Here is a 22,039-nt window from a genome sequence, read left to right as displayed (position 1 = left end):
ATTGTTAAAATTTTCACCGCAAATTTAGAAAAATTAGGCGCTCACGCTCAACTCACTGATGGCAAGTGCGGGCACTTTGTAGCTTGCAAACGGATCGCGGTATTCGTTGCCGACCGCCACGATGTTCTTGATGATGTCGAAGTAATTGCCGCTGAGCGTCACGCCATCGACCGGATGTTTAATAGTCCCGTTCTCGCACCAGAAACCGTGCGCCCCGATGCTGAGTTCACCGCTCACGGAATTGCAGCCGGAATTGCCTTCTAGGCGTACAACGAGCAAGCACTTCGGGAAGAGCTTCAAAAGTTCCATGGTCGTCATGCTTCCAGGCGGCACGAGCATGTTGTAGAAACTCGTGGACATCTTGCTACCGAAGCTGCGAGCGCCATTGCCTGTCGTTTCGCGGCCCGCCTTGGCAGCCGTTTCAAGGTTGTAAAGCGCCGAATTGAAGACGCCGTTTTCGACGACCTTCACGCGCTTCGTGAGGCAACCTTCAGAATCGAAATAGAACTTGTGTTCAAACATTTCGCCTGTCGGATCGTTCCACAACGAGAACACGTCACTTGCAATTTTTTCGCCTTCCTTGCCGTCGAGACGGGACTGGCCCTTCTGCATCGTTTCGGCGAAGAACGGCTGGCTGTACATGCCGAGGAAACGTGCGGAAATGCGTTCCGAAAGAATCACAGGAATCTTGCCGCTCTCGATTTTTTGGGCGCCAAAAAGTTCCGTTGCATATTCGGCTGTCTTGCTTGCAATTTCATCGACAGAAAATTCGTTCCAGTCGCGGCCATTCTTGACAAAGTTGCCAAGCTTCTTGACGCCACCCCGGCTTGCGACTGCACCGGCACCCGCAGAAGCGCAGTTCGAGCGGGCTTCGTAGAAAAGTCCCGTGTTGTTTGCGACGATGGAATAATCCTTTTCGATATCGCCACCGAGGTACGGGATATTTTCGATTTCCTTAGACTTTGCAAAAGTCGCCTTTTCAAGCTCTATGCAGAAGTCCTTCATCATCGCAAGGTCGAGCGATTCAAGCGCCGGATTGTAATTCGGTTCGCCCTTCGGGAGTTCAACGGCCTGTGGGAGCGTAATGTCGATTTTTTCAGTCCACTGCGTGTGACAAAGAGCGTCCTTGAGCGTCTGGTGCAAGGCTTCGTCGGTGAGGCGTTCTGTATGCGCGTAACCCGGACGGCCATCCTTGATGACGCGGACACCGAGACCTACGGAATCCGAGATTTCGGTATTCTGCACCTGGCCCTGGAAGACGGACAAGCCTTCGGAATGGGTGTTAGAAGCGATGACATCAAACTGTTCGGCTTCGCCCTTGGCGAGGTCACACATAAAAGAAACGGCATCTTTAATATTCATATCGCAAGTATAATAATTATATAGTCAGGCAAAACTACTCTAATTTGTCATGCCCGCCTCCGAGCGGGCATCTCCCATTTATCGAGAAGCGCGGCTTTTTCGTTCGAGCATTTTCCAATAGGCGGCGGGGCTACCCGTCACGGATTCAAGCGCATTCGCCATCTCGGTCGAGATGCTGATTTCACCCGCAATCAGCTGGTCGAGCATTTCTACAGAAACGCCTACCCTACGTGCAAATTCCGGCTTGTCGATTTTAAGCCATTCAATTCCTTCGAGGATCGCCTGTCCCGGCGTCGGGGTTCCATGTCTTGGCATATCTTAGTCACTAGTTAAAGGTCAATAGTTAATAATTAGAAATGAAGCAAACAGTGTCATTCTGAGCGAAGGGCGTAGCCCGTAGTCGAAGAATCTAAGAGTCATCCTGCAAAAGATCCTTCCATAAAGGATTCATCTGCATAATGAGGATCTCCTTTTTCTCTCGCCGCCAGCCTTTCAACTGTTTTTCACGTTTTATTGCATCTGTAATTTCCGTATATCGTTCAAAGTAAATCAACTTATTAATCTTATATCTTGAAGTAAAAGTAGCTCCACAACCTTCAATATGCTCTAAAGCGCGGCGACTTATATCATTTGTAACACCTACATAAAGAGTTGTATTACTTTGATTTGTCATCATATATGTATAATAACTATTTGGCATACTTAAAATTATAGATCCTTCGACTCCATTACATTCCGCTCAGGATGACACAAAGCATAGATTCGATATTCAACAACATCTTAATCCCAACGCCCGATTTTTAAAATTCCACATCTTTCCAGCCTTCAGCGCCGAAGCGGAGGTCACGTTCCACGAATTCCCAAATGAGGAGCTTTTTGCCCTTGAGCACACTCGCCTTGCGGGCAAGCTTTTCACGGACAAGCGTCGAGGCGCCGCCGTCACTTACGATGGATGCGACCGGGCGGTTCATGTTCTTCGCGAAGTGCGCAATCCATCCGGCGTTCACCGGCGAATCGGTCTGGTAAATACGGCTGAAGCTGTCACCGAGAATCAAAATTTCGGACTTGCGGAAATCGTCTTTGAATGGAGTGATTGTGGTGTCGTAATAAAGCGAATCATTTTCCTCGCATGGATTCAATCTAGTATAATAGCAAGAATCAAAAGCACTCCCCTTAGGACAACTTTTCGTCAAAGCCCGTACACAAGCCATATCTTCTTCATCACACGGATTTCTTTTTACTCTAAAACAAGAATCATCTCCTTTAGGGCATTCTCTCTTTAACGAATCCAAACAATTAGCACTACTCTGAGCCATATCAATTCTTTCTTCTATATTCTGCTGCATTACGACATGGCCTGTCACTTTCTGTACCTTGAACACATTGAACTTGTTAAGCCCACTCATCTCGCCCACGTCGCCCATACGGTCTGCAACGGAATCCTTTGTTACAAAACTCAAAGGATAACTACCATCCTCATGCTTCTGGAGTTTTTTCAACTTAATTTTACCCTCGGATTCCAAACGATTTACGGCAGCCGCAATTTCACCCGCCGCAAGTTCAGCACCGCGCGGAGTCCAGTGCGTATCGTCGTTCAGGTAAAGCGCACCTTCAACGGAATCGCGAGACTTCGCCGCCAAAAGCGGAGTGTACAAATCCACTGTGTTAAAGCCAGCACGCGTGAGGGAATCAAGAATCTTCTTGCCATGCGACTGGAGCCCGGCGGCGTTTCCAAAGTCGGCATTCCCGACTGCGGCAGCATTTCCAGCACCATCTACGCGAGAATCGCGCCCCGTCAAACGTTCGGTATAGATGCTCGGTTTGCCCGGCGTAATCACCACCAAGAGTTCCACGCCTTTCGCCTTGAGCTGGTCGCGGAACTTTTCAATCGCTTTCACTGGATTGTCGAGCTTGGCACTACGCACATCAAGCGGAGACGGCTGCACCAGGAATTCCACATCCTGGCGGTAGAAAAGCCACTTGTCTTCGGGCTTGGCATTTTCCCTGCCGCACGACTTGCCGATGCAATCGCCAGCAGCGCCGAGTACCACCTTCTCGCCCGGATCGCTAAAGAGGTTCCACACTGCAAGTTGGTACTTGGGACGCAGAGCCAACACAATAGCGCTCTCGTCATCAATCTTATTTTCAAAAGCACGCAAATAACGGCTCGTCCACACGCCGTAATGCTTCACATCCAAGAAAGCACGCCACAGCGACACATGTCCAAGGTCAGCCACGAGTGACTTGATGCAAGAATCCGCCTGCGGGAACGATTCCGGTTCATCCTCCAACTTCGAGAGGAGCGTATCCGCCAACTTGAGGCTCTTGTAACGAGCTTCAGATGTATCAAGTTCGGCATACGTATTCACCGAAAGCACCGCCGCTTCCAAGTCCGAAAGCGAAGACGTCACAGGCTCCAAAGCATCGGCCACCTCAGCACCCGCAGCAATAGCCTCTCGCGCCGCACGCCACTTCACATCGAGCGAGTCCGCAGCCGCAGCGACCTTTTTCTCGCGCACAATCGGAGTGTAAACCACATCCTTGAAAATGTCAAACGGCTGGAAGCGCTTTTCGCCACGCAAGTCGGCAACCGCCTGCACGCCAAACGGGACCAGCAAAAGGACTGAAAATACAATAACGGATATTAAATATTTCTTATTCACGAGAAATAAGATAGTATTTTGTTGCTTAGCGGCAGGTCACTACTCTTTGCCAACTGTTTTAATTTTGGTCCATTTGGCATTATTGCCGATGTTGCGGATGAGGCGGAAACCCGCTCCATTACCTGGATGACCAGGTTCGTAATATCCGTAGTTTATCCATTTCCAATAAGGACTTACGGTATCGTCGAACCCATCTTCTAGAGAAACGTGATAATCTCCGCCCTTCAAACAAGACGCAAACCCCAAGTTTCCTTCAAACAAATCGTATTCAAAAAGAACATGCTCTTGAGCGAGACCAAACATATCGTATAATCCGTATCCATTGGGCATCAGTTGGCCAACGGGTTCTGTTTCAAAGGAAACCATTTTTGTTTTAAATCTAGCGTATTTTTTTGTTTTTTCAAAAGAGCCCGAAGAATCTCCCCAAGGGGCCTTATTCTTTTTGTCGCCACCACGAGCAAGCATCATCCATTCATTGTAATATGGAAGTCTATAACCGTTCGAGGTACTGTCGTCAGAAACTTGAATATATCCGAGAACATATTGTTTAATAATACGTTGTCGAGCCGATAAAATACTTTCTCTTTCTGCATATTCTACAGGAGAAAATATATAATAAGGCTTTAGACCTTCACGAATACTGCGCACGTTGGCATATTCCATAGCCCAAAATAGAGATACAGTATTTGCGGCCGTGTCTTGAGTTATGCAGTTTCCATTACGTGTAGAAGCCCTTTTTCTGTTTTGCCACTTATAATCAAGAAGACTATCATCCCACATCAGTTGTGTAAATTCGCAGTTTGTAACAGGATATTTATCGACTAAGTATGTACCAGTAATGGAAACAAGCCTTTCTGGATCCTCATTTTTGGGACCACAAGCTATTGTTCCGTTCTCCTCTGTATTGCAAAACCCTTGCATCTGTAATTCTTTTTCGGAGTATCGATTAAATCCTAACAGAACTTCTTCGTTTTTGAAATCAAGATACTTCATACCGACAGCTAAATTGATTTTCTTCGAACTATCCGAGTCAAGGAAATACACATTAATGGTTTCAACTCCAACAAGCGTCGGTGTTTCGAATGTCAGGCACAAATCGCTAGATATAATCGCCTTTAACGATGTTTCCCACGCGACAACAGGCGCATCAACACAAATTTTAACGATTTCGTTCTTTTCGACTTCGAGCCACTTTTCTTTGTTCAAAGTATCGCGATTTACATTAAATGTTCTTTGGATTTTATTTTCAGGAATCTTTTCCAAATTTTTTCTCGGCTTGACACCATCAACCGGCTTTTTCACCAATATCGGACCACGAAATCTTTTTGCAAGCCCAACAAGCTTTGAATACTCCAAGCTGTCCTTATACGCACCGCGACTTTCTCCATGCTTGTCGTAATAGAATTGAGCATTCGCAAACGTAACGCATATCGTTAGGAACAACAAAATTTTTTTCATACAGTTGAATATACAAAATTCAGGCGTTTTAAAGAACTCCGCTGGATCCTTCCGCTTCGCGTCAGGATGACAAGATTGAGGATGACGCAGTTGCGCCGCATTTCGTGTACTACTCATGCGAGCAATTACCCAAAATTCGCCAAATTGCGCGTTTTATCGCCTTAAACGCCAAAAAACATTTTCAAATAATGAAAAAAAACTAAATTTGGCTTCACTATGAATACTTCTATGAACGATTTATGGGTGGGTGTCGACGTAGGCTCCACCACTGTGAAAATTGCTGTAGTCGATCCCGAGACATCTAAGCTTTTACACTATACATATCAGCGTCATAACGCCATGCAGGCGAAAAAGGTCTACGAGGTCCTGCGCGAAGCCCATGCCCTTTTCCCGGGCAAGAACTTCAGGGTCACGTTCTGCGGTAGCGGCGGTCAGCCGTTCGCCGAGGCCACTCACGCCTTCTTTGTGCAAGAAGTAGTCGCAAACGCACTTGCGGTGCGTGCCACCTACCCCGATTCCAGGGTCGCCATCGAACTCGGCGGTCAGGATGCCAAGGTTGTGTTCTTCGAAAAGGACAAGACCACCGGTAAGCTCATCGCCTCCGACATGCGCATGAACGGTGTGTGCGCCGGCGGTACAGGTGCATTTATCGACCAGGTCGCGGAACTCCTCCGCATCAAGACAGAAGTATTCGAAAGCTACGCCAAGCGTGGCCAAAAAGTCTATGAAATCTCGGGCCGTTGCGGCGTGTTCGCCAAGACGGACATCCAGCCGATGCTCAACAACGGCATCGCCAAAGAAGATATCGCCCTTTCGAGTTTCCACGCCATCGCGAAGCAGACCATCGGTGGCCTTGCCCAGGGCATGGAAATCAAGCCGCCTGTCATTTTTGAAGGAGGCCCGCTCACATTTAACCCGACTCTCGTGAAGGCATTCAAGGAACGCTTGGGCATCTCCGACGAACAGGCGATTGTTCCGGAACATTCCGAAGTGCTTGTGGCCATGGGCGCCGCTCTCGCTAACGGTTCCATGTTCGCAAACCAGGAATGCATGTACCGCGAAGAGGGTTCTCTCGACGCGCTCGTTCACTTCAACGAAATCCGCCAGGCCGAGAACAAGGCAAAGGCTGCCTCCGACCTCTTCTTCCAGAGCGAAGCAGAATACAAGCTGTTCCTCGAAGAACACAAGATGGCGGACAACCATTACCCGCAGCCGCCTTCCGGCACGACCATCAACGCCTACCTCGGCATCGACGCAGGTTCTACCACCACGAAGTTCGTGCTCATCGACGAAAACGAAAAGGTCATCGACGGCTTCTACGCGAGTAACGACGGTGAACCGCTCGCCGTCTTGAAGCGCGCCATGGTGGACCTCGCCGACCGCTACGAAGAATACGGCGTGAAGCTCAACATCTTGGGCGTGGGTACAACCGGTTACGGCGAACAGCTCTTTGCAAAGGCCGTCCACGCGGACTACCACACGGTGGAAACCGTCGCCCACGCAAACGCAGCCCAGCGCCTCTGCCCCGATGTTTCGTTCATCTTGGACATCGGCGGTCAGGACATGAAGGCCATCTCCGTGCAAGACGGTGTCGTCACGGGCATCATCCTCAACGAAGCCTGCTCCTCGGGTTGCGGTTCATTCATCGAAACGTACGCCCGCAGCCTCGGCATCCCGATGGAAAAGATTGCGGAACTCGCATTCAACTCCAAGAGTCCGTCTCAGCTCGGCAGCCGCTGCACCGTGTTCATGAACAGTTCCATCATCACGGAACAACGCGATGGCAAGCAGCCCGAAGACATCATCGCGGGTATCTGCCGTTCCATCATCAACAACGTTTTCACGAAGGTCATCCGCATCCGCAACCTGAACACCCTCGGCAAGAAGGTCGTGGTGCAGGGCGGTACGTTCAAGAACAACGCCGTTCTCCGCGCCTTCGAACAATATACGGGCCTCAAGGCCATCCGTCCGGAACGCCCGGGCGAAATGGGCGCTATCGGTATCGCTCTCCTCACGAAGAAGTTCATGGAAGAAAAGCGTGCCGCAGACCCGAACGTGCAAAGTAAGTTTATCGGCCTCGAAGCCATGCGCACCTTCAGCTGGCACAACCAGCCGGGTCAGCTCTGCCAGTACTGCACCAACCATTGTTCCCGCACCATCGTGACCTTTAGCGATGGCCAGAGCTTTGTGACGGGCAACCGTTGCGAACGCGGCGAAGTCACCGCCGACCCGAACGATCCGGCAACGAAGAAGCTCATCGCCGAAATCAACAAGAAGATGCAGGCCGTGCCGGACATGATCAAGCGCACGAACCAGCTTTTGGTCAAGGACTACGCTCCGCAGATTCTCTTGCCGCAGAACGGAAAGACCATCGGTATCCCGCGCGTACTCGAATTCTGGAACAGCCTCCCCTACTGGAAAGCATTCTTCACCGCCCTCGGTTACACCGTTGTTGTAAGCCGTCAGAGCGACTACAAGATGTTCGAAGCTGGTCTCCACAGCGTGCCCAGCGACACGGTCTGCTTCCCCGCCAAGCTCGTCCACGGTCACGTGCTCAGCCTCATCGAAAAGAAGGTCGACCGCATCTTCTTCCCGATGATGATTTCGCTCCCAAGTGACCACACCAAGTTTAACGCAACGACGGTCTGCCCGGTCGTGCAAGGCTACCCGAACATTTGCCAGAACACGGACGAACCCGAAAAGAATTACGGCATTCCGATGGACCAGCCGATTTTCCACTGGGCAAACACGAAGCTCCGCAGAAGCCAGACGATTGACTGGTTCCACGACAACTGGAACATCGATAAGAAGATTTTGGACAAAGCCGTCACGGAAGGCGAAAAGGCACTCAACAACTACCGCACCACGCTCCTCGAAGAAGGCCAAAAGATTCTCGACGAAGTGAAGGCAAACGACAGCTTTGCCGTTGTGATTGCAGGCCGCCCCTACCATGCCGACTTGCTCATCAACCACAACATCGCAAGCCACTTTACCGCAATGGGCATTCCGGTGCTCACCACCGAATCGCTCCCGGGCGTATACGACCAGGACGTTCCGAGCCACACCCGCGTAGAAATCAAGAACACGTTCCACTTGCGCATGCTCGGTGCAACGATGATTGCTTCGAGAGACCCGCATGTTGAACTTGCCCAGATCGTGAGCTTCGGTTGCGGACACGACTCCGTCTTGACCGACGAAATGATGCGCATGATGCACCGCGATTCCAACAAGGAAATGCTCATGCTCAAGCTCGACGAAGGCGACGCAAGAGGCCCGGTCGGCATCCGCATCAAGAGCTTTATCGAAACCGTGAAGGCCCGCCGTGCGGCAAACCTCCCGGAAAAGCCGATTTCGAACGAACCGCAGTTCCACACGCCGTACGTGGCAAGCGACAAGAACAAGCGTATCATCTTGACGCCGAACCTTTCCCCTGCATTTGCAATCCTCGCCAGTAGCTACATCCAGGGCAAGGGTTACCTCTCGGATTACCTCCCGGTTGCAGACAAACGCGCTATTGAACTCGGCAAGAAGTACGTGCACAACGACATTTGCTTCCCGTGCCAGATCAACATCGGCGAATGCCTCAAGTGGCTCGAAGAACACCCGAACGTTCCGCAGACCGAAGTTTCAATGTGCCTTGCCAAGAACTGCGAAAACTGCCGCGCTGTGCAGTACTCCGTGCTTGGCCGTAAAGCTCTTGACGAAGCGGGTTACAAGGACGTTTCCATCATCACGACCGGCATCGACTATAAAGGCATGCATCCGGGATTCCAGCTCGGGCTCGACTTCCGCCTCCATACGCTCTGGGGCCTTGCATTCATGGACGCCATCGAAACGGCATACCGTGCACTCCGCCCCTACGAAATCAACAAGGGCGATTCCAAGAAGATTTACAGCAAGTGGATGCCGGAACTGATGAAGACCGCAGCCACCCTCAAGAAAACGGAACTCGGCTCTGCCAAGCGCCTTGTCGAAATGCTGCGCCAGTGCATCGACGAATTCAACAAGGTCGAAATCACGGAAGCCCGCCAGAAGGGCATCCGCAAGCCGCGCGTTGCCGTGCTTGGCGAAATCCTCATGAACTACCACCCGAGCGCAAACGGACATGTCGAAGACTACCTCATGGACAACGGCATGGAAGTTTACCTCCCGGGCATGATGGACTTCTTCCGCGTCGACGAAGTTGTGCGCGCCGAAAAGATCAAGCGCGGTTTCTCGGCCAATCCGATTGCAGACCGCCTCGAAGGTAGCGTCACATCAAAGCTCTTTGAACACGCCGCAGCAACAGCCAATAAGGTTATGCAGTCGTTCAAGCTCTACGAACACCACGCCGACTGCTTTGAACTCGTGAACTACATCGACGGTATTATCGACCCGACGTACAACACGGGTGAAGGCTGGCTCATCCCGGCAGAAATCCTTTACAACTCGAAGCACGGCATCAACAGCTTCATCATTGTGCAGCCGTTCGCCTGCCTCGCCAACCACATCAGTGGCCGTGGCCTCACGAAGGCAGTGAAGGAACGTTGCCCGCACGTGCAAATCCTGAGCTTGGACTACGATCCAGATACCAGCTTCGCCAACATTGAAAACCGCTTGCAGATGCTTATCATCAACGCTCGCGAACTCGAACGTGCAAATAAAGTAAACGTTAATCGCTAGCCAGTAAGCAGTGTCATCCTGAGCGAAGTCGAAGGATCTAAACATTAGAAGAGGAACCCCCGACGGGATTCCTTTTTTGCATTTGCAACAAAAAAGGCTTCCTCTTTCGAGGAAGCCCTTTTTCACTTTGACATTAAATCGTTAGCGAATTAGCGGACTGCAATGCGCTTCGTAGCGAGGACCTTGCGGCCTTCAACGAGGCGAACAATCACAGCGCCCTTGCCAGCAAACTGAGCCATGTCAACGGTCTTTGCAGCACCGGAGAATGTTTCAGAGAGGAGCATGTCGCCGCGAACGCTAAAGATCTTCACGGACTTCGTGCCGTTGGAGGTCGTTGCGATGCTCAACATGTTGTTGGCAACAGCCATGCTAGCCTTGGCTTCAACAGCCGTGGCGAGAGCGGTCGTGCCATTGTCGCGACCGATAACCTTCTTCGGTTCCGGAACCGGTTCCTTGAGAATAATAATTTCCGGTTCGTCTGCGCAAGAAACTTCGGACCACCAGTAGGTATCAACAGCACGGTTGTTGATCCAAATGTCATTAACCTGGCCACGATCCGGGTTCAGAGCATAGCACTTGCCTTCAGCCATTTCATTGAGACCAGCGTTGAAGCACTTGCCATTGTAATCACCAGAGCCGTTCACGAATTCGACGCACTTGGTGACGACGATTTCGCTAGAGCTGGATTCCGGTTCAGAAGAGCTAGAGGATTCTTCGCTAGAGCTGGATTCTTCAGAGCTAGAAGATTCTTCGCTGGAGCTGGAGACTTCTTCGGAGCTGGAGGATTCTTCGCTGGAGCTAGAGACTTCTTCGGAGCTAGAGGATTCTTCGCTAGAGCTGGAAACGACGACTTCGCCGCATTCCGTTTCTTCCCACCACCAGCTATCGTTGGCGCGGTCGTTGATCCACTGCTGACCCTTAACGTCGTTAGCGCGGTCGTCCTTCAACTTGTAGCACTTGCCTTCTTCCATGTCGGCAAGGCCAGCGTTGTAGCACTTGTCCGTCGTGTAGTTGCCTGCACCGCGAACGAATTCTTCGCACTTGGAAACGACAACTTCGCTGGAGCTAGATTCTTCAACAGAGCTGGAGGATTCTTCTTCGCTGGAGCTGGATTCTTCAACAGAGCTGGAGGATTCTTCTTCGCTGGAGCTAGAAACTTCTTCAGAGCTGGAGGATTCTTCGACAGAGCTAGAAGATTCTTCAACACTGGAGCTAGATTCTTCGACAGAGCTAGAAGATTCTTCGACGCTAGAGCTAGAGACGATGATTTCTTCGTAGCACGGAGTTTCGAGCCACCAATTAATCTTTTTCTTTCCAACTTTCTTAGTCTTGGTAACATTCGTGCTATATCCTTCATAAGGACTTAATTCCGGATTAATGGCATAGCAAGTTTCCGGTTCCATCTTAGACAAGCCCTTGTTATAGCAATGATCAGCTACATTTTCAGCAGTGATCTTCTTGTTGTACTTAATGCAACGTTCGACGAGAACGACTTCCTGGCTAGAGCTAGATTCTTCAACAGAGCTGGAGGATTCTTCGCTGGAGCTAGAAACTTCTTCGGAGCTAGAAGATTCTTCGCTGGAGCTGGATTCTTCGGAGCTGGAAGATTCTTCGCTGGAGCTAGATTCTTCAGAGCTGGAAGATTCTTCGCTAGAGCTAGAGACTTCTTCAGAGCTAGAAGATTCTTCGCTGGAGCTGGATTCAACAACTTCACCGCAGGAAGTTTCTTCCCACCACCAACTATCGTTGGCGCGGTCGTTGATCCACTGCTGACCCTTAACGTCATTAGCGCGATCGTCCTTCAACTTGTAGCACTTGCCTTCTTCCATGTCTGCAAGGCCAGCGTTGTAGCACTTGTCCGTCGTGTAGTTGCCAGAGCCGCGAACGAATTCTTCGCACTTAGAAGCAACGATGATTTCGCTGGAGCTGGAGGCCGGTTCTTCGCTAGAGCTGGAGACTTCTTCAGAGCTAGAAGATTCCGGTTCTTCGCTGGAGCTAGAAACCGGTTCTTCACTAGAGCTGGAGAGCGGTTCTTCGCTAGAGCTAGATTCTTCAACAGAGCTGGAAGATTCTTCGCTGGAGCTAGAAGATTCCGGTTCTACACTGGAGCTAGAAACTTCTTCGATGCAAGGAGTTTCAATCCACCACCAGCTCTGAGAGGCAATGTTATTGACCCACTGCGGAACAGGATTTGCATCAATGCGATCCGGATTGAAGGTGTAGCACTTGCCTTCTTCCATTTCGAGGAGGCCGGAATTATAACAATGCTTGTCATAATCACCAGAACCGTTGACAAACGGAATGCAGGCAGAGCCATCCTGAGCAAAAGCCATTGCAGAGGCTACGCCCAAGACGAGGGTTGTTATTTTGGTTGTTTTCATTTATATGACCTTTTTTAGTTTATTTTTAAGGTCGTACAAATTTAGTAAATGAATCATACAAAATAATTTCAAACATACAAAAATTATATATATTATGGATAAAACGCTTAAATTTTTAAAATTTGAGCAATATCACATATTTTGTAATTTTATTTTTACCATTTGACAGTAGCAAATTTCGTTTAGTTGTCATCAATTATACGCAAAAAAGCAAACAAATATTTACACATAAAGATTGTTCAAATTAGTTCGTTAAAAACCGCATTAATTCGTCTTAACACTAAACAATAAAAGGAGATCCCCGCCTTCGCGGGGATGACAACGTAAAACAAGAAAGCCCGAGAATTCACAATTCCCGGACTTTTAAAGTTTTTCCGCAGAAGCGGGCTTCGCTGTTTTAGCTTTTAGTCGAGTTTGATTTTCTTGAGGCTCGTGACGCCAGCATTTTTCACGCGAACGACATAGAGACCGTTCGGGACAGACTTCAGCGAAACATTCAAAGAACCATTGGCATGATTGTCGAAAGACTTCAACACGCTACCCGTCATAGAAATCAAATCTACGCGGACATTGCCATTGGCGGCAATCTGGAGAGTCCTGCCAGAAAGGGTCATCTTCGGAGATTTCGTTGCAAGAGTCGGCAAGGCAATCGTAGCATCGCTGGAGCTAGACTCCGGAGTCACAGAGCTCGAAGAAGTCGGCTGAGTCGGAGTAGCTGCGGCGAGGTTCGGCATGTTACCCGAAACGAGCAAACCATTCAAAAGCTTGAGAGACTGGTTGAAGTAGTTTTCGTCACCGAGAGCAACCGCCTCTTTCCAGTATTCATCAAGTTTAGCCTGGTACTTTGCATCAGAGATAAGCGAAGTCATGAGAGAGGTCACGAACGTGCTGTTGTGATCGTTACCGAGGCTACCGGACTTTCTCATCACAGGGCCACTCATACTTGCAGCACTGACGGTAGAGACAAATTCAGCCATTTTCTTGTCGAGTGCGAGTGCGCGCTGATCGCCATGCCAGCAGACGGCCTTCGCATTACGCCACGGAGCGCGAGAAGCGTCGTAGCTGTAATAGTCGTCTTCGCTCTTGCCGTTCTTGTCGGTCCAGTCATCAATGAGGCCCGTCGACGGAGCGTCAGAAGCACTTGCTTCGTAAAGGCTCATGTTGGCTTCGTAAGCGGTTTTGCTCCAGAATTCAGCATTTTCGGTATCGATCATGGCAAAGACAGGCATGTAGGCCGGATCAAAGTAACCCGGATTCTTGCGGTTGTAACCCGCATCGCCCCACTTGTCGCCCGGCAAATGCAAGCCGTTCGATTCGAATTCGGACTTTTTCATGGACTGGATGAGCTTCTTGGCGTCTTCCTTGTACTTTTCATCGCCAAACTGGTAGTAAGCCATCACGAGAGCGGCGGCAGCATCGATATCGCCATCGAGAGCGGCACCGTTACCGGCATCCCACGACTGAGAAAGGTTACCGACCTTCCAAATCATGAAGCCGTTTTCGTTCATCATCTTCTTGTAGAAGTTCCAAATTTTGTCGAATTGCGGCTGATAGCTCGTCGTATTGTCACTAAAGTAGACCATCAGGAGCATGCCGTAGCCGACACCTTCCGAGAAATACGTATCGGAACCCGGATCGGAACGAACACCGGCAACATCGCCCTGTTCGTTGTACATGGCCTTCATCCAGTAAGCAAACTGGGACTTCAATTCTTCGGAAGCCTTGGCCTTGTCGCTCAAAAGCGTCGCATTTCCACCGTAATCGGACATTTGCGGGAACGGGAAGTTCACCTTAGCCTGGGCAAGTCCAAAAGCGAACAGGCCGGCAAGACCCATTTTCACCAAACGATTCATACACAACTCCAATGCCCACACAGGGCCGTTAAATCTATCTAAAAATAAATTATTAGCGACTAAATTTAAATTTTTTTAGTCTTACGATTTAGCGCAATGTGCGGTCCATCACGACAAAAAGGGAGTCGCGGTACGCAACGTGCCATTTTTCGCTAGAATCAAGCGTTGCAAGCAATTTATCCCACCTTGCATAATAGCGAAGCGGGAGCACAACACGGTCGATATCCTGCGAATCGGCATCCACCAAAAAGAGCCGAGGCATATTCGCATAGGCCAGATAACGTTCAAAGAAATCTGCCGTTTTCAAGATAAAACGCCCATCGATGTATATCGAATCGAGCGGGTTCATAAAAGCCAAATAGCCTCCCGCACGGTCATCGTTAAACAACCTGCCCGGATGCGGATTTTCCATCATCCAATGCGCGGCCCCCACAGGCACACGCTGGTAGGCCACCATAGAATCGTAAGCCGAAAGCGACTTGCTCCAGTGTCCAAATACAAAAGCCAAAACAACAGCCGCAAGCAAAAATTCCGACGTCAAAAGCGGGCTCAACGTATGGCTCAAATTGCGCGTTTTTTGAGCCAGTTTCCCTTTAAGCTTTAGCTTAGAGCCAAGCTTTCGCGACTTTTCAGCAAGACGGTTCTTGAGCTTTATACTTGTATTTTTGATTTTCAATTTTGTATTCTTGAGTTTCACGTTTGAACTCGACGGCCGCATCGAAAAATGCACAACAATGGCCACAAAAATCGGCAAAAACAGAACAAAGTTGCGTTCGGCAACAAGAGCGAGAATCGCAGTGATAAATAGCCAGGACGGGAGCATCCTGCGATTAAAAATAGCCTCGACACGTTCATTCGTCTGCCACGACAATTGCCACGAAGCGTCAGGCGAAGGTTGCAAATACCAACGGACCGCAGCAAGAACAATCCCAGCCACACAAAGCACAAGCATCAAGGCGGACTGCAACACATTTTCACCGTTTAGCAAAAGCGTAATCGGCGAACGGTTCTCCGCAATTTCATTCGAAAAAATAATTGCCGAAGGAGAAAGGCCAAGCAAACGATCCAGCAACTCAAACGGATAAGGAAGCAAGTCCAAACCATCATGGTGGAAGAACGGCATTGCAAAAAGGAGAATCACAAAGAGAATCTGCCATGCAATCGTCCTAAGCGGGATTCGTACCCCATTCCATTGCCTTACCTTTCCGAATCGCACCCAACGCCGGAACCAGAGACTGTACGAGAAAAAGCCAAATGCCAAGACCAATCCCAGAATATACAGCCCCTGGCATTTGCACCAAATCCACTGGATAAAAAGGATTAGAAGCACACCTAGAAACTTAAACAGTTTCGTCACATCATGGAACGTCAGGTGCAGCACATGATGAAATTTCTTGGATATCGAGCTACGCTCCACATTACGTTCGCGCCAACCGAAAAAGAGCCAAGGCAACACGTTCCAATAAATGCCGAGGAACAGCATGCTTAAAAGCACTGGACGCATTTCAAATTGGTAGCGGAAAATAAAGAGAAGGACCGCAATCCCCGCAAACGTTACCGGAGAAATATCGCCACGAGAATCAACGGCGTTTTCGTTATTCAAATTTGGGGAGAGCATCGAGGGCAACAAGAACAGCACAAAGACAATGCCCCAAAGGATAGCCTTAAACGCGACCAACAGCGGAGCGCCACCAATATCATAAACAAGCGCTACAGTCTGTTGAAAATACTGATGCACGTTCACGACAGGCTCGCGCACAGGAGTCCATGTCGTCACCCATTCACGCGCACACGCTAAATGCCACCAGATATCGGTATCTGTCAGCGGAAAAATCGCAAAGAGCGCAACCGCGATAGGGATCAATATCAGAGGCAAAAACATAAACGACCTGCTCTAGAATTTACTTGGACTTGGCTTCCAGCGACTTTATCAACTCGTCAATGCGAGCCGTGACTTTCTTAGCGCCGTCCTTGTTCAAATGGTCAGAATCATTTGCCATAGAGGATGCGTAATCGTGGTCACCAAAGTTATTCTCGTTCATGATGACAAAGTTCGACTTGCCTTCGGCCCACGTTTCAATCTCTTCGATCAAAGCCTTTGCGTGGCTGCGGCGCATACCGTGACGTCCATAAGTTCCGGTAGTCTTGTAATACGGGCTAATCGGGAACATCACGCCAATCACCGTAATGTCGTTTTCCTTGGCCAAGCGCACCAAGTCCTTGAGCTTGTCCACATCGCCCGAGAAAATAGCCAAGCACTGGTTCAAATCAGACTTCGCAAGGCACATGTTCAAGTTCGTATCCGGCACGCACACATCCATCGTGTAATTGGAAAGGCACGTATTCTGGTCCATATCCACAAGGCAATTGGCAAGGTTCTTGTTGAACAGGCAATCGCTCCAGGTTGAATCTCCGCTCATGACGGAAACACCATTTTCGTCCGTCCAGCCGAGATTTTCCGTGGCGGCATGCCAACCACGCGCCTCAATGATTTCACCGGCATCGTCCGTAGCGTTATCCATGACCAGCTTTACAAAGTTAGCATCGACGCCTTCCGGGTAGAATTCATGACTTTGGTCATACACAAAGCCCGCTGCGCCACCCATGCCCGCATTGATATCAGTACGCGGGTCGATATTGTACCACAGGTCGATATCAAGGCTCAAGACAACATATTTCACCTTCGGGCAATGGTTCAAGACATAATTTTTAAAGAGGTAATGCATGCAGTGCATATCACACGGCACAACGCCCATGTTCATTGCAGGCTTGCTCATTTCGGGAGCCGCAAAACCTGCCCACAAGTGAGAATTGCCAAGGCCAACGACTTCGACAGAGTCCTTCAGGTTCCAGAACATTGACATCTTGTGCGAAAGCAGGTAATTCGTTTGGTTTGCCGCAGACACGTAGTGGCCAACGCTATCAGCGTCCCAATCCGATGCAATCTGGGACTTATCCGACGGCGTCCAGAAACACGGATGCCAAAGTTCATCACCTTCGACAATATCCGTCACAGAATTATCCTTCGTGTCCACAAGAACAATCTTCTGATGAGCGCCATCAGCATTTGTAAGGGTGGCAACGGCCATTTTTTCGTCATTCAGAACCCATTCGCTATGGTCGAACGTATAACCCGCAGGAGCCCCGACAGAAGAAACCAGCTTGCCATCGCTATCGGCAATCAGCAAGCGTTCATGCGTGCGGTATTTGGAACCGACAAACTTGATTCCCGTTTCGTCACCAAAATCAAGGAACAGCGTACGCTTGGTCGTCTTGTTGAGCGAAGCATTGCAAGCCTGTTCGTTACCATACCAGACAACATCTTCGGCCTTCGACTTTACCGTCGATTCCTTTGCGGCAACACGGGCGCGGAGCAAGCGAGCGCCAGAGACCGTCAACGCTTCATCGGAGCTAATACCACCATGATAAGCGCCATCGAAGAGTTTGGATGGTTCGCCAAACTTGCCATCTGCAAACTTCACCTGCCATGTAGACGCAGCCTTGAAAGTAGATTCGTCCTTGTTGTTGCCAGCATCCGTCACGTACACAATCACGGTATCGCCATTTTCGAGCACGCGCCAGCGCGGAATCGCCGCCGACTTCACGTCAAGCTTTACAAGTGAGCTCCCGTCTGCATCCAAATTGCGGACGTAGATTGCAGAATTACCGCTAATGCCCTCCTGCCCCGTGCAGAAAGCCACGCGCTTGCCATTTGGCGAAATATCGGGATGATAAACACTGAGCGAATCCTTGATTTCAACAACCGTTGGAGAAACCCTTGAAAAATCAACATAAGCCAAGTTTCCCGTCACATCGTTACGGAACGCAAGCTTAGAACGTGAAATTCCAAAAAACGACGAGATTTTTTTCGAAGAGGTCACAATAGAAATGTTCGATGCCACGACATCGCCCGAAGCATCAAGCCAAACCGGATTGCTTATTTTGCCATACGCCAGACGGAAGCCGAGATATTCCGAAGAACTCGCTCCCGTAACCGTATAGACATCGCCACGTGCATACAGGGTAATTGCAGAAGTTTCACTCCTGAAGCTACCGCCCTTGATGACGCGTTCGCCAAGGCTACCACCATTCGTGGCACCCACGTAATCTGTAATTGTCGTATCGCGGAAACTCCCAAGCCAGTCGTTCACCCATTCCGTCACGTTGCCGAACAAATCGCAAAGTCCGTTTTCATCTTTTTTGCCACAGACTTCGTGAGCCTTGAAATCGGAATTTCCGGCATTCCAGCTGTTTTCAGCATTCGAAGAAATCCCTGCCGCAAAAACCCATTCGGCTTCGGTCGGCAAACGGAACGCATCGACATTCGGATCAAACTTGAAACCTTCCAGAAGGACGCAATTGCCACTTTTATTGAATTCTGCAGAAGTATAGCTATAGGCCGAATCTAGCCCTGCCTTTTTGCTTTTGGCATTGGCAAAGAGAACGGCATCGTAGAACGTCACGTTGACGGCAGGTAAATTTTTGTTCGAGCACTCCAACTTAAGGTGGCTATCTTTACCCATCACATCGTTGAATTCACCACAGGTGACTTCGTGCTTGCCAAGCTGGAAATCGTATGCAAACTTGACATCCATCTGGGGGCGTTCTTTTTGCGGAGCGGACTTGACATTCGTCCCTAGTTCCGTATACTTTCCAGAAGACTTGATCAGAGCAAAACCATCCTGCAAAGAAACATCACGGCAGTTTTCGGACGATGAGCAGACAAGGGACGAACCCATTTCAGTCTGCGTCGGAGAATCCGAACAGGATTCGAGGAAAGTTACGGATAAGGCTGTAACACCCAAGACTAAAGCTTTACTCATTCCAAAAATTTTCATAATACGATTCCTTGGAACTAATATACAAACTTTCCATCATCCCAAAAAGTACCAAATCCGTTATCACTTCAGCGTTTTCAGTAGTGAATCAATACGCCCCGTGACTTTGGCCGCACCAATTAAACTCAGATGGTCCGTATTTACCGCACAGTCATCCTCATAGTCATGATATCCACTCTTATTTTCGTCTAGCACATGGAAATGCGGATACTGTTTCTGGAACTTGCTGAGGGAATCCATGATATCCTTGGCCACAGAGCGTCTCGGTCCGTAACGGCCCCAAGAACCGGTATTGCGGTACCCCGGATTCTGCGGGAAAATGACGCCAACGATATTCACGCCCAAAGGTTCCGTTTTGATAATGAAGTCCTTCAAGCGCTTGATGTTCCATTCAATCTTTTGCATGCCGACATCGCCATGCCAGTTAGAGTCAAGTTCCACAGAAGCATTCCCCCAGCCCGAGCCCACATCGCTAAAGAATCCACGTGTAGGTTCATAAATCGTCCTTGCCACATCGGAATACTGCGAAGAAAGCTCAACCGCTTCCAAGAAGCCATCCGGCAATCCAGAAGTCCAGAATCCATGGCTAGCATCGTACACAAATCCCGGTGTCGTCGCAATCAGGATTTCCGTATATTCCATGGAGTTGTGCCAAAGGTCCAAATCCAGGGATACCACGATGCTCTTCAGTTTTTTCAAATGGTTGAGGCCATAGTTTTCGGCAACATAAAGCGAGGCGTTCATGTCGTTACCCGAATGCCCAGTGTTCAGAGCAAAACCAGATGTAATCGACGTGACCATCACACTATTTTCGGTTCTCGAGCTACCGACGCACAGGATTTCGACATCGTTTCTGTACTTCCACAAAAGCGACATCTTGTAGCCCATCGAAATGTGCGCCCAGTCTTGCCCTTCTCTAAAGTACACGCCTGCACTATCGAGATTGAGCATCAAGTCGTCATCCAGGTCAAAATCCTTTTTCACCCACAGATTCGGGTGCCAAAGTTCATCACCTTCAGCGAGTTCGATTTGCTGATCTTTCGACAAATTAAGCAGCACAATCTTTGAATGCGCACCATTTATGTTTGTCAACGTTGCAACGGCAATGTTACGGGCGCCAAACGCCCATTCGCTATGGTCAAATGTAAATCCGCTCGGTGCCGCCACCGACTGGACAAGCGTTCCCGTCGAATCCACGACAAGCAAGCGTTCATGCGTCATGTAACTCGTTTCAGCAAAGCTCTGACCAGTCTTGCCGCCAAAATCGAGGAACAAGGTACGCTTACTGCTATCCTTTGCAAGCGAGGCATTGCAGGCCTGTTCCGCCTCGTCATTATACTTGTACCAAACCGTGTCAACCGCATCAGTCATAACTGTAGAACCCGGCTTTGCGATACGTGCACGCAGGATTCTCGCCCCTGTAACGGCAAGGCGATTGTCTTCGCTGACACCACCGTGATAAGCGCCATCAAAAAGTTTTTCAGGTTTGCCAAACTTGCCATCTGCAAACTTGACCTGCCACGTAGACGCGGTCTTGAATGAAGCTTCATCCTTGTTATTGCCCGCTTCCGTCACATACACAATCACAGTATCACCGTTTTCGAGCACACGCCAGCGCGGGATTGCGGCACTTTCGACATCGAGTTTCACGAGGTTTGATCCCGAGGTATTCAAGTCGCGCACATAAACTTCAGACTTTCCTGAAAGGCCTTCAATATTCGTGCAGAACGCAACCTTTTTCCCATCAGGTGATATTTCAGGGTGGTACACGGGGATGTTATCCACAATTTCATTTACAACCGAAGCGCCGCTCGAGTAATCAATATAAGCCAGATTTCCCGTAAGGTCGTCACGGAAAGCAAGCTTCACTTTATATGTCCCCGTCTGAGAACGAATGACTGTAGAATTGGCAAGCGATACAACGCGGCTTGTTGCCGGCTTTCCATTAGAGCCAAGCCACACCGCATCAGGAATAGAGCCATAAGCCAGGCGGAACCCGACATAGTCCACATGGCTCGAGCAAGTTACTGGGTACACGTCGCCACGATTGTAGAGATGGATTGAATTTAACGCATTCCTATAGCTACCGCCCTTGACCACGCGCATTCCAAACATGCCCGCATCCGGAGACCCCACATAGTTTGTCAAAGTCGTATCCAAAAATCCGCCATACCAATCGTTCACCCATTCCATGGCGTTACCGAGCATATCGCAGACTTTCGTATTCTTATCAAACTTGCCGCAAACTTCATGGAGCTGATAGTCCGAATTCTCGGCAGTCCAGCCACCAGCGTTCCAAGCTGCCTTCGCCACAAGAGACCATTCGGCTTCGGTCGGCAAACGGTAACCATCGACTTCGGGGTGGAAGGCAAAACCATCCAAGTTCGTACAATGTTTTCCATCATCAAACTGAGTCGCGATATACGTATAGGCGGTATCGCGCCCCTCGGACTTGCTACGTTCGTTCGCGAAAAGCACCGCATCGTAATAAGTCACATCCGTTGCCGGATACATATTCGTAATGCACTTCACCTTGAGCCCCGTTGCCGGTTTCATCAAGGCATTGAAGTCTCCACAAGTCACCTCATTTTTTCCAATCGAAAAATCATAGGTCAACAGGACATCCATTTGCGGGCGTTCCGTAGACTTTGCCGTAGCGTCATTTGTTCCCAAGTGAGCCACGGCATTTCCAGAAACACGGATCATACCCGAAAGGGAATCTTCAGCTGTATTCACAGCATCTTCGTTAAATCCCGTTGTACTGTTAGAATCAGTACATGCATATAAAAGCGCCGATAAAGCAATTAAAAGATATCTCATAT

11 protein-coding genes are annotated in these 22,039 nt (G+C 49.4%); 1 reads left to right on the top strand and 10 read right to left on the bottom strand.

Translation table 11 applies throughout. The annotated features are described in order from the left end of the window. Positions 1–33: 33 nt before the first annotated feature. From B7982_RS06210 to B7982_RS06190, 5 genes are all read right to left on the bottom strand, one after another. On the bottom strand, positions 34–1,362 hold the full coding sequence (locus B7982_RS06210; protein ID WP_088659991.1) for a TldD/PmbA family protein: 1,329 nt from the start codon (positions 1,360–1,362) through the stop codon (positions 34–36). A gap of 78 nt (positions 1,363–1,440) precedes the next feature. Next, entirely contained in the window at positions 1,441–1,677 is a 237-nt protein-coding gene (locus B7982_RS06205) for an XRE family transcriptional regulator (protein WP_088629222.1), read from the bottom strand. A gap of 94 nt (positions 1,678–1,771) precedes the next feature. After that, positions 1,772–2,038 (bottom strand): GIY-YIG nuclease family protein, encoded by a 267-nt coding sequence (locus B7982_RS06200; RefSeq protein ID WP_233138400.1) that lies wholly within the window; start codon positions 2,036–2,038, stop codon positions 1,772–1,774. A gap of 124 nt (positions 2,039–2,162) precedes the next feature. Continuing rightward, entirely contained in the window at positions 2,163–4,025 is a 1,863-nt protein-coding gene (locus B7982_RS06195) for a hypothetical protein (protein WP_088659990.1), read from the bottom strand. Between the two features lie 39 nt (positions 4,026–4,064). After that, complete coding sequence (locus B7982_RS06190) at positions 4,065–5,600, bottom strand: SUMF1/EgtB/PvdO family nonheme iron enzyme (protein WP_233138399.1); 1,536 nt, start codon at positions 5,598–5,600, stop codon at positions 4,065–4,067. Between the two features lie 111 nt (positions 5,601–5,711). Here B7982_RS06190 and B7982_RS06185 point away from each other — a divergent pair, with 111 nt between their 5' ends. Beyond that, positions 5,712–10,145, top strand: a complete 4,434-nt coding sequence (locus tag B7982_RS06185; protein ID WP_233138398.1) for an acyl-CoA dehydratase activase — start codon at positions 5,712–5,714, stop codon at positions 10,143–10,145. A 149-nt stretch (positions 10,146–10,294) separates the two neighbouring features. Here B7982_RS06185 and B7982_RS06180 read toward each other — a convergent pair whose 3' ends face one another. The 5 genes from B7982_RS06180 to B7982_RS06160 form a co-directional block, all read right to left on the bottom strand. Further along, on the bottom strand, positions 10,295–12,526 hold the full coding sequence (locus tag B7982_RS06180) for a hypothetical protein (protein WP_088659988.1): 2,232 nt from the start codon (positions 12,524–12,526) through the stop codon (positions 10,295–10,297). 404 nt (positions 12,527–12,930) lie between these two features. Further along, positions 12,931–14,379, bottom strand: a complete 1,449-nt coding sequence (locus tag B7982_RS06175; RefSeq protein WP_088659987.1) for a glycosyl hydrolase family 8 — start codon at positions 14,377–14,379, stop codon at positions 12,931–12,933. A gap of 88 nt (positions 14,380–14,467) precedes the next feature. Next, positions 14,468–16,261, bottom strand: coding sequence for a hypothetical protein (locus tag B7982_RS06170; RefSeq protein ID WP_088659986.1), 1,794 nt, complete (start codon positions 16,259–16,261; stop codon positions 14,468–14,470). A 19-nt stretch (positions 16,262–16,280) separates the two neighbouring features. Next, positions 16,281–19,202 (bottom strand): TIGR02171 family protein, encoded by a 2,922-nt coding sequence (locus B7982_RS06165; protein ID WP_233138397.1) that lies wholly within the window; start codon positions 19,200–19,202, stop codon positions 16,281–16,283. A 78-nt stretch (positions 19,203–19,280) separates the two neighbouring features. Then, on the bottom strand, positions 19,281–22,037 hold the full coding sequence (locus B7982_RS06160) for a TIGR02171 family protein (RefSeq protein ID WP_088659984.1): 2,757 nt from the start codon (positions 22,035–22,037) through the stop codon (positions 19,281–19,283). Between the last annotated feature and the right edge of the window lie 2 nt (positions 22,038–22,039).

The sequence above is a fragment of the Fibrobacter sp. UWB2 genome, from assembly GCF_002210425.1.
Taxonomy (GTDB): Bacteria; Fibrobacterota; Fibrobacteria; order Fibrobacterales; family Fibrobacteraceae; genus Fibrobacter; species Fibrobacter elongatus.
This window is presented reverse-complemented; position numbering and strand designations above follow the sequence as displayed.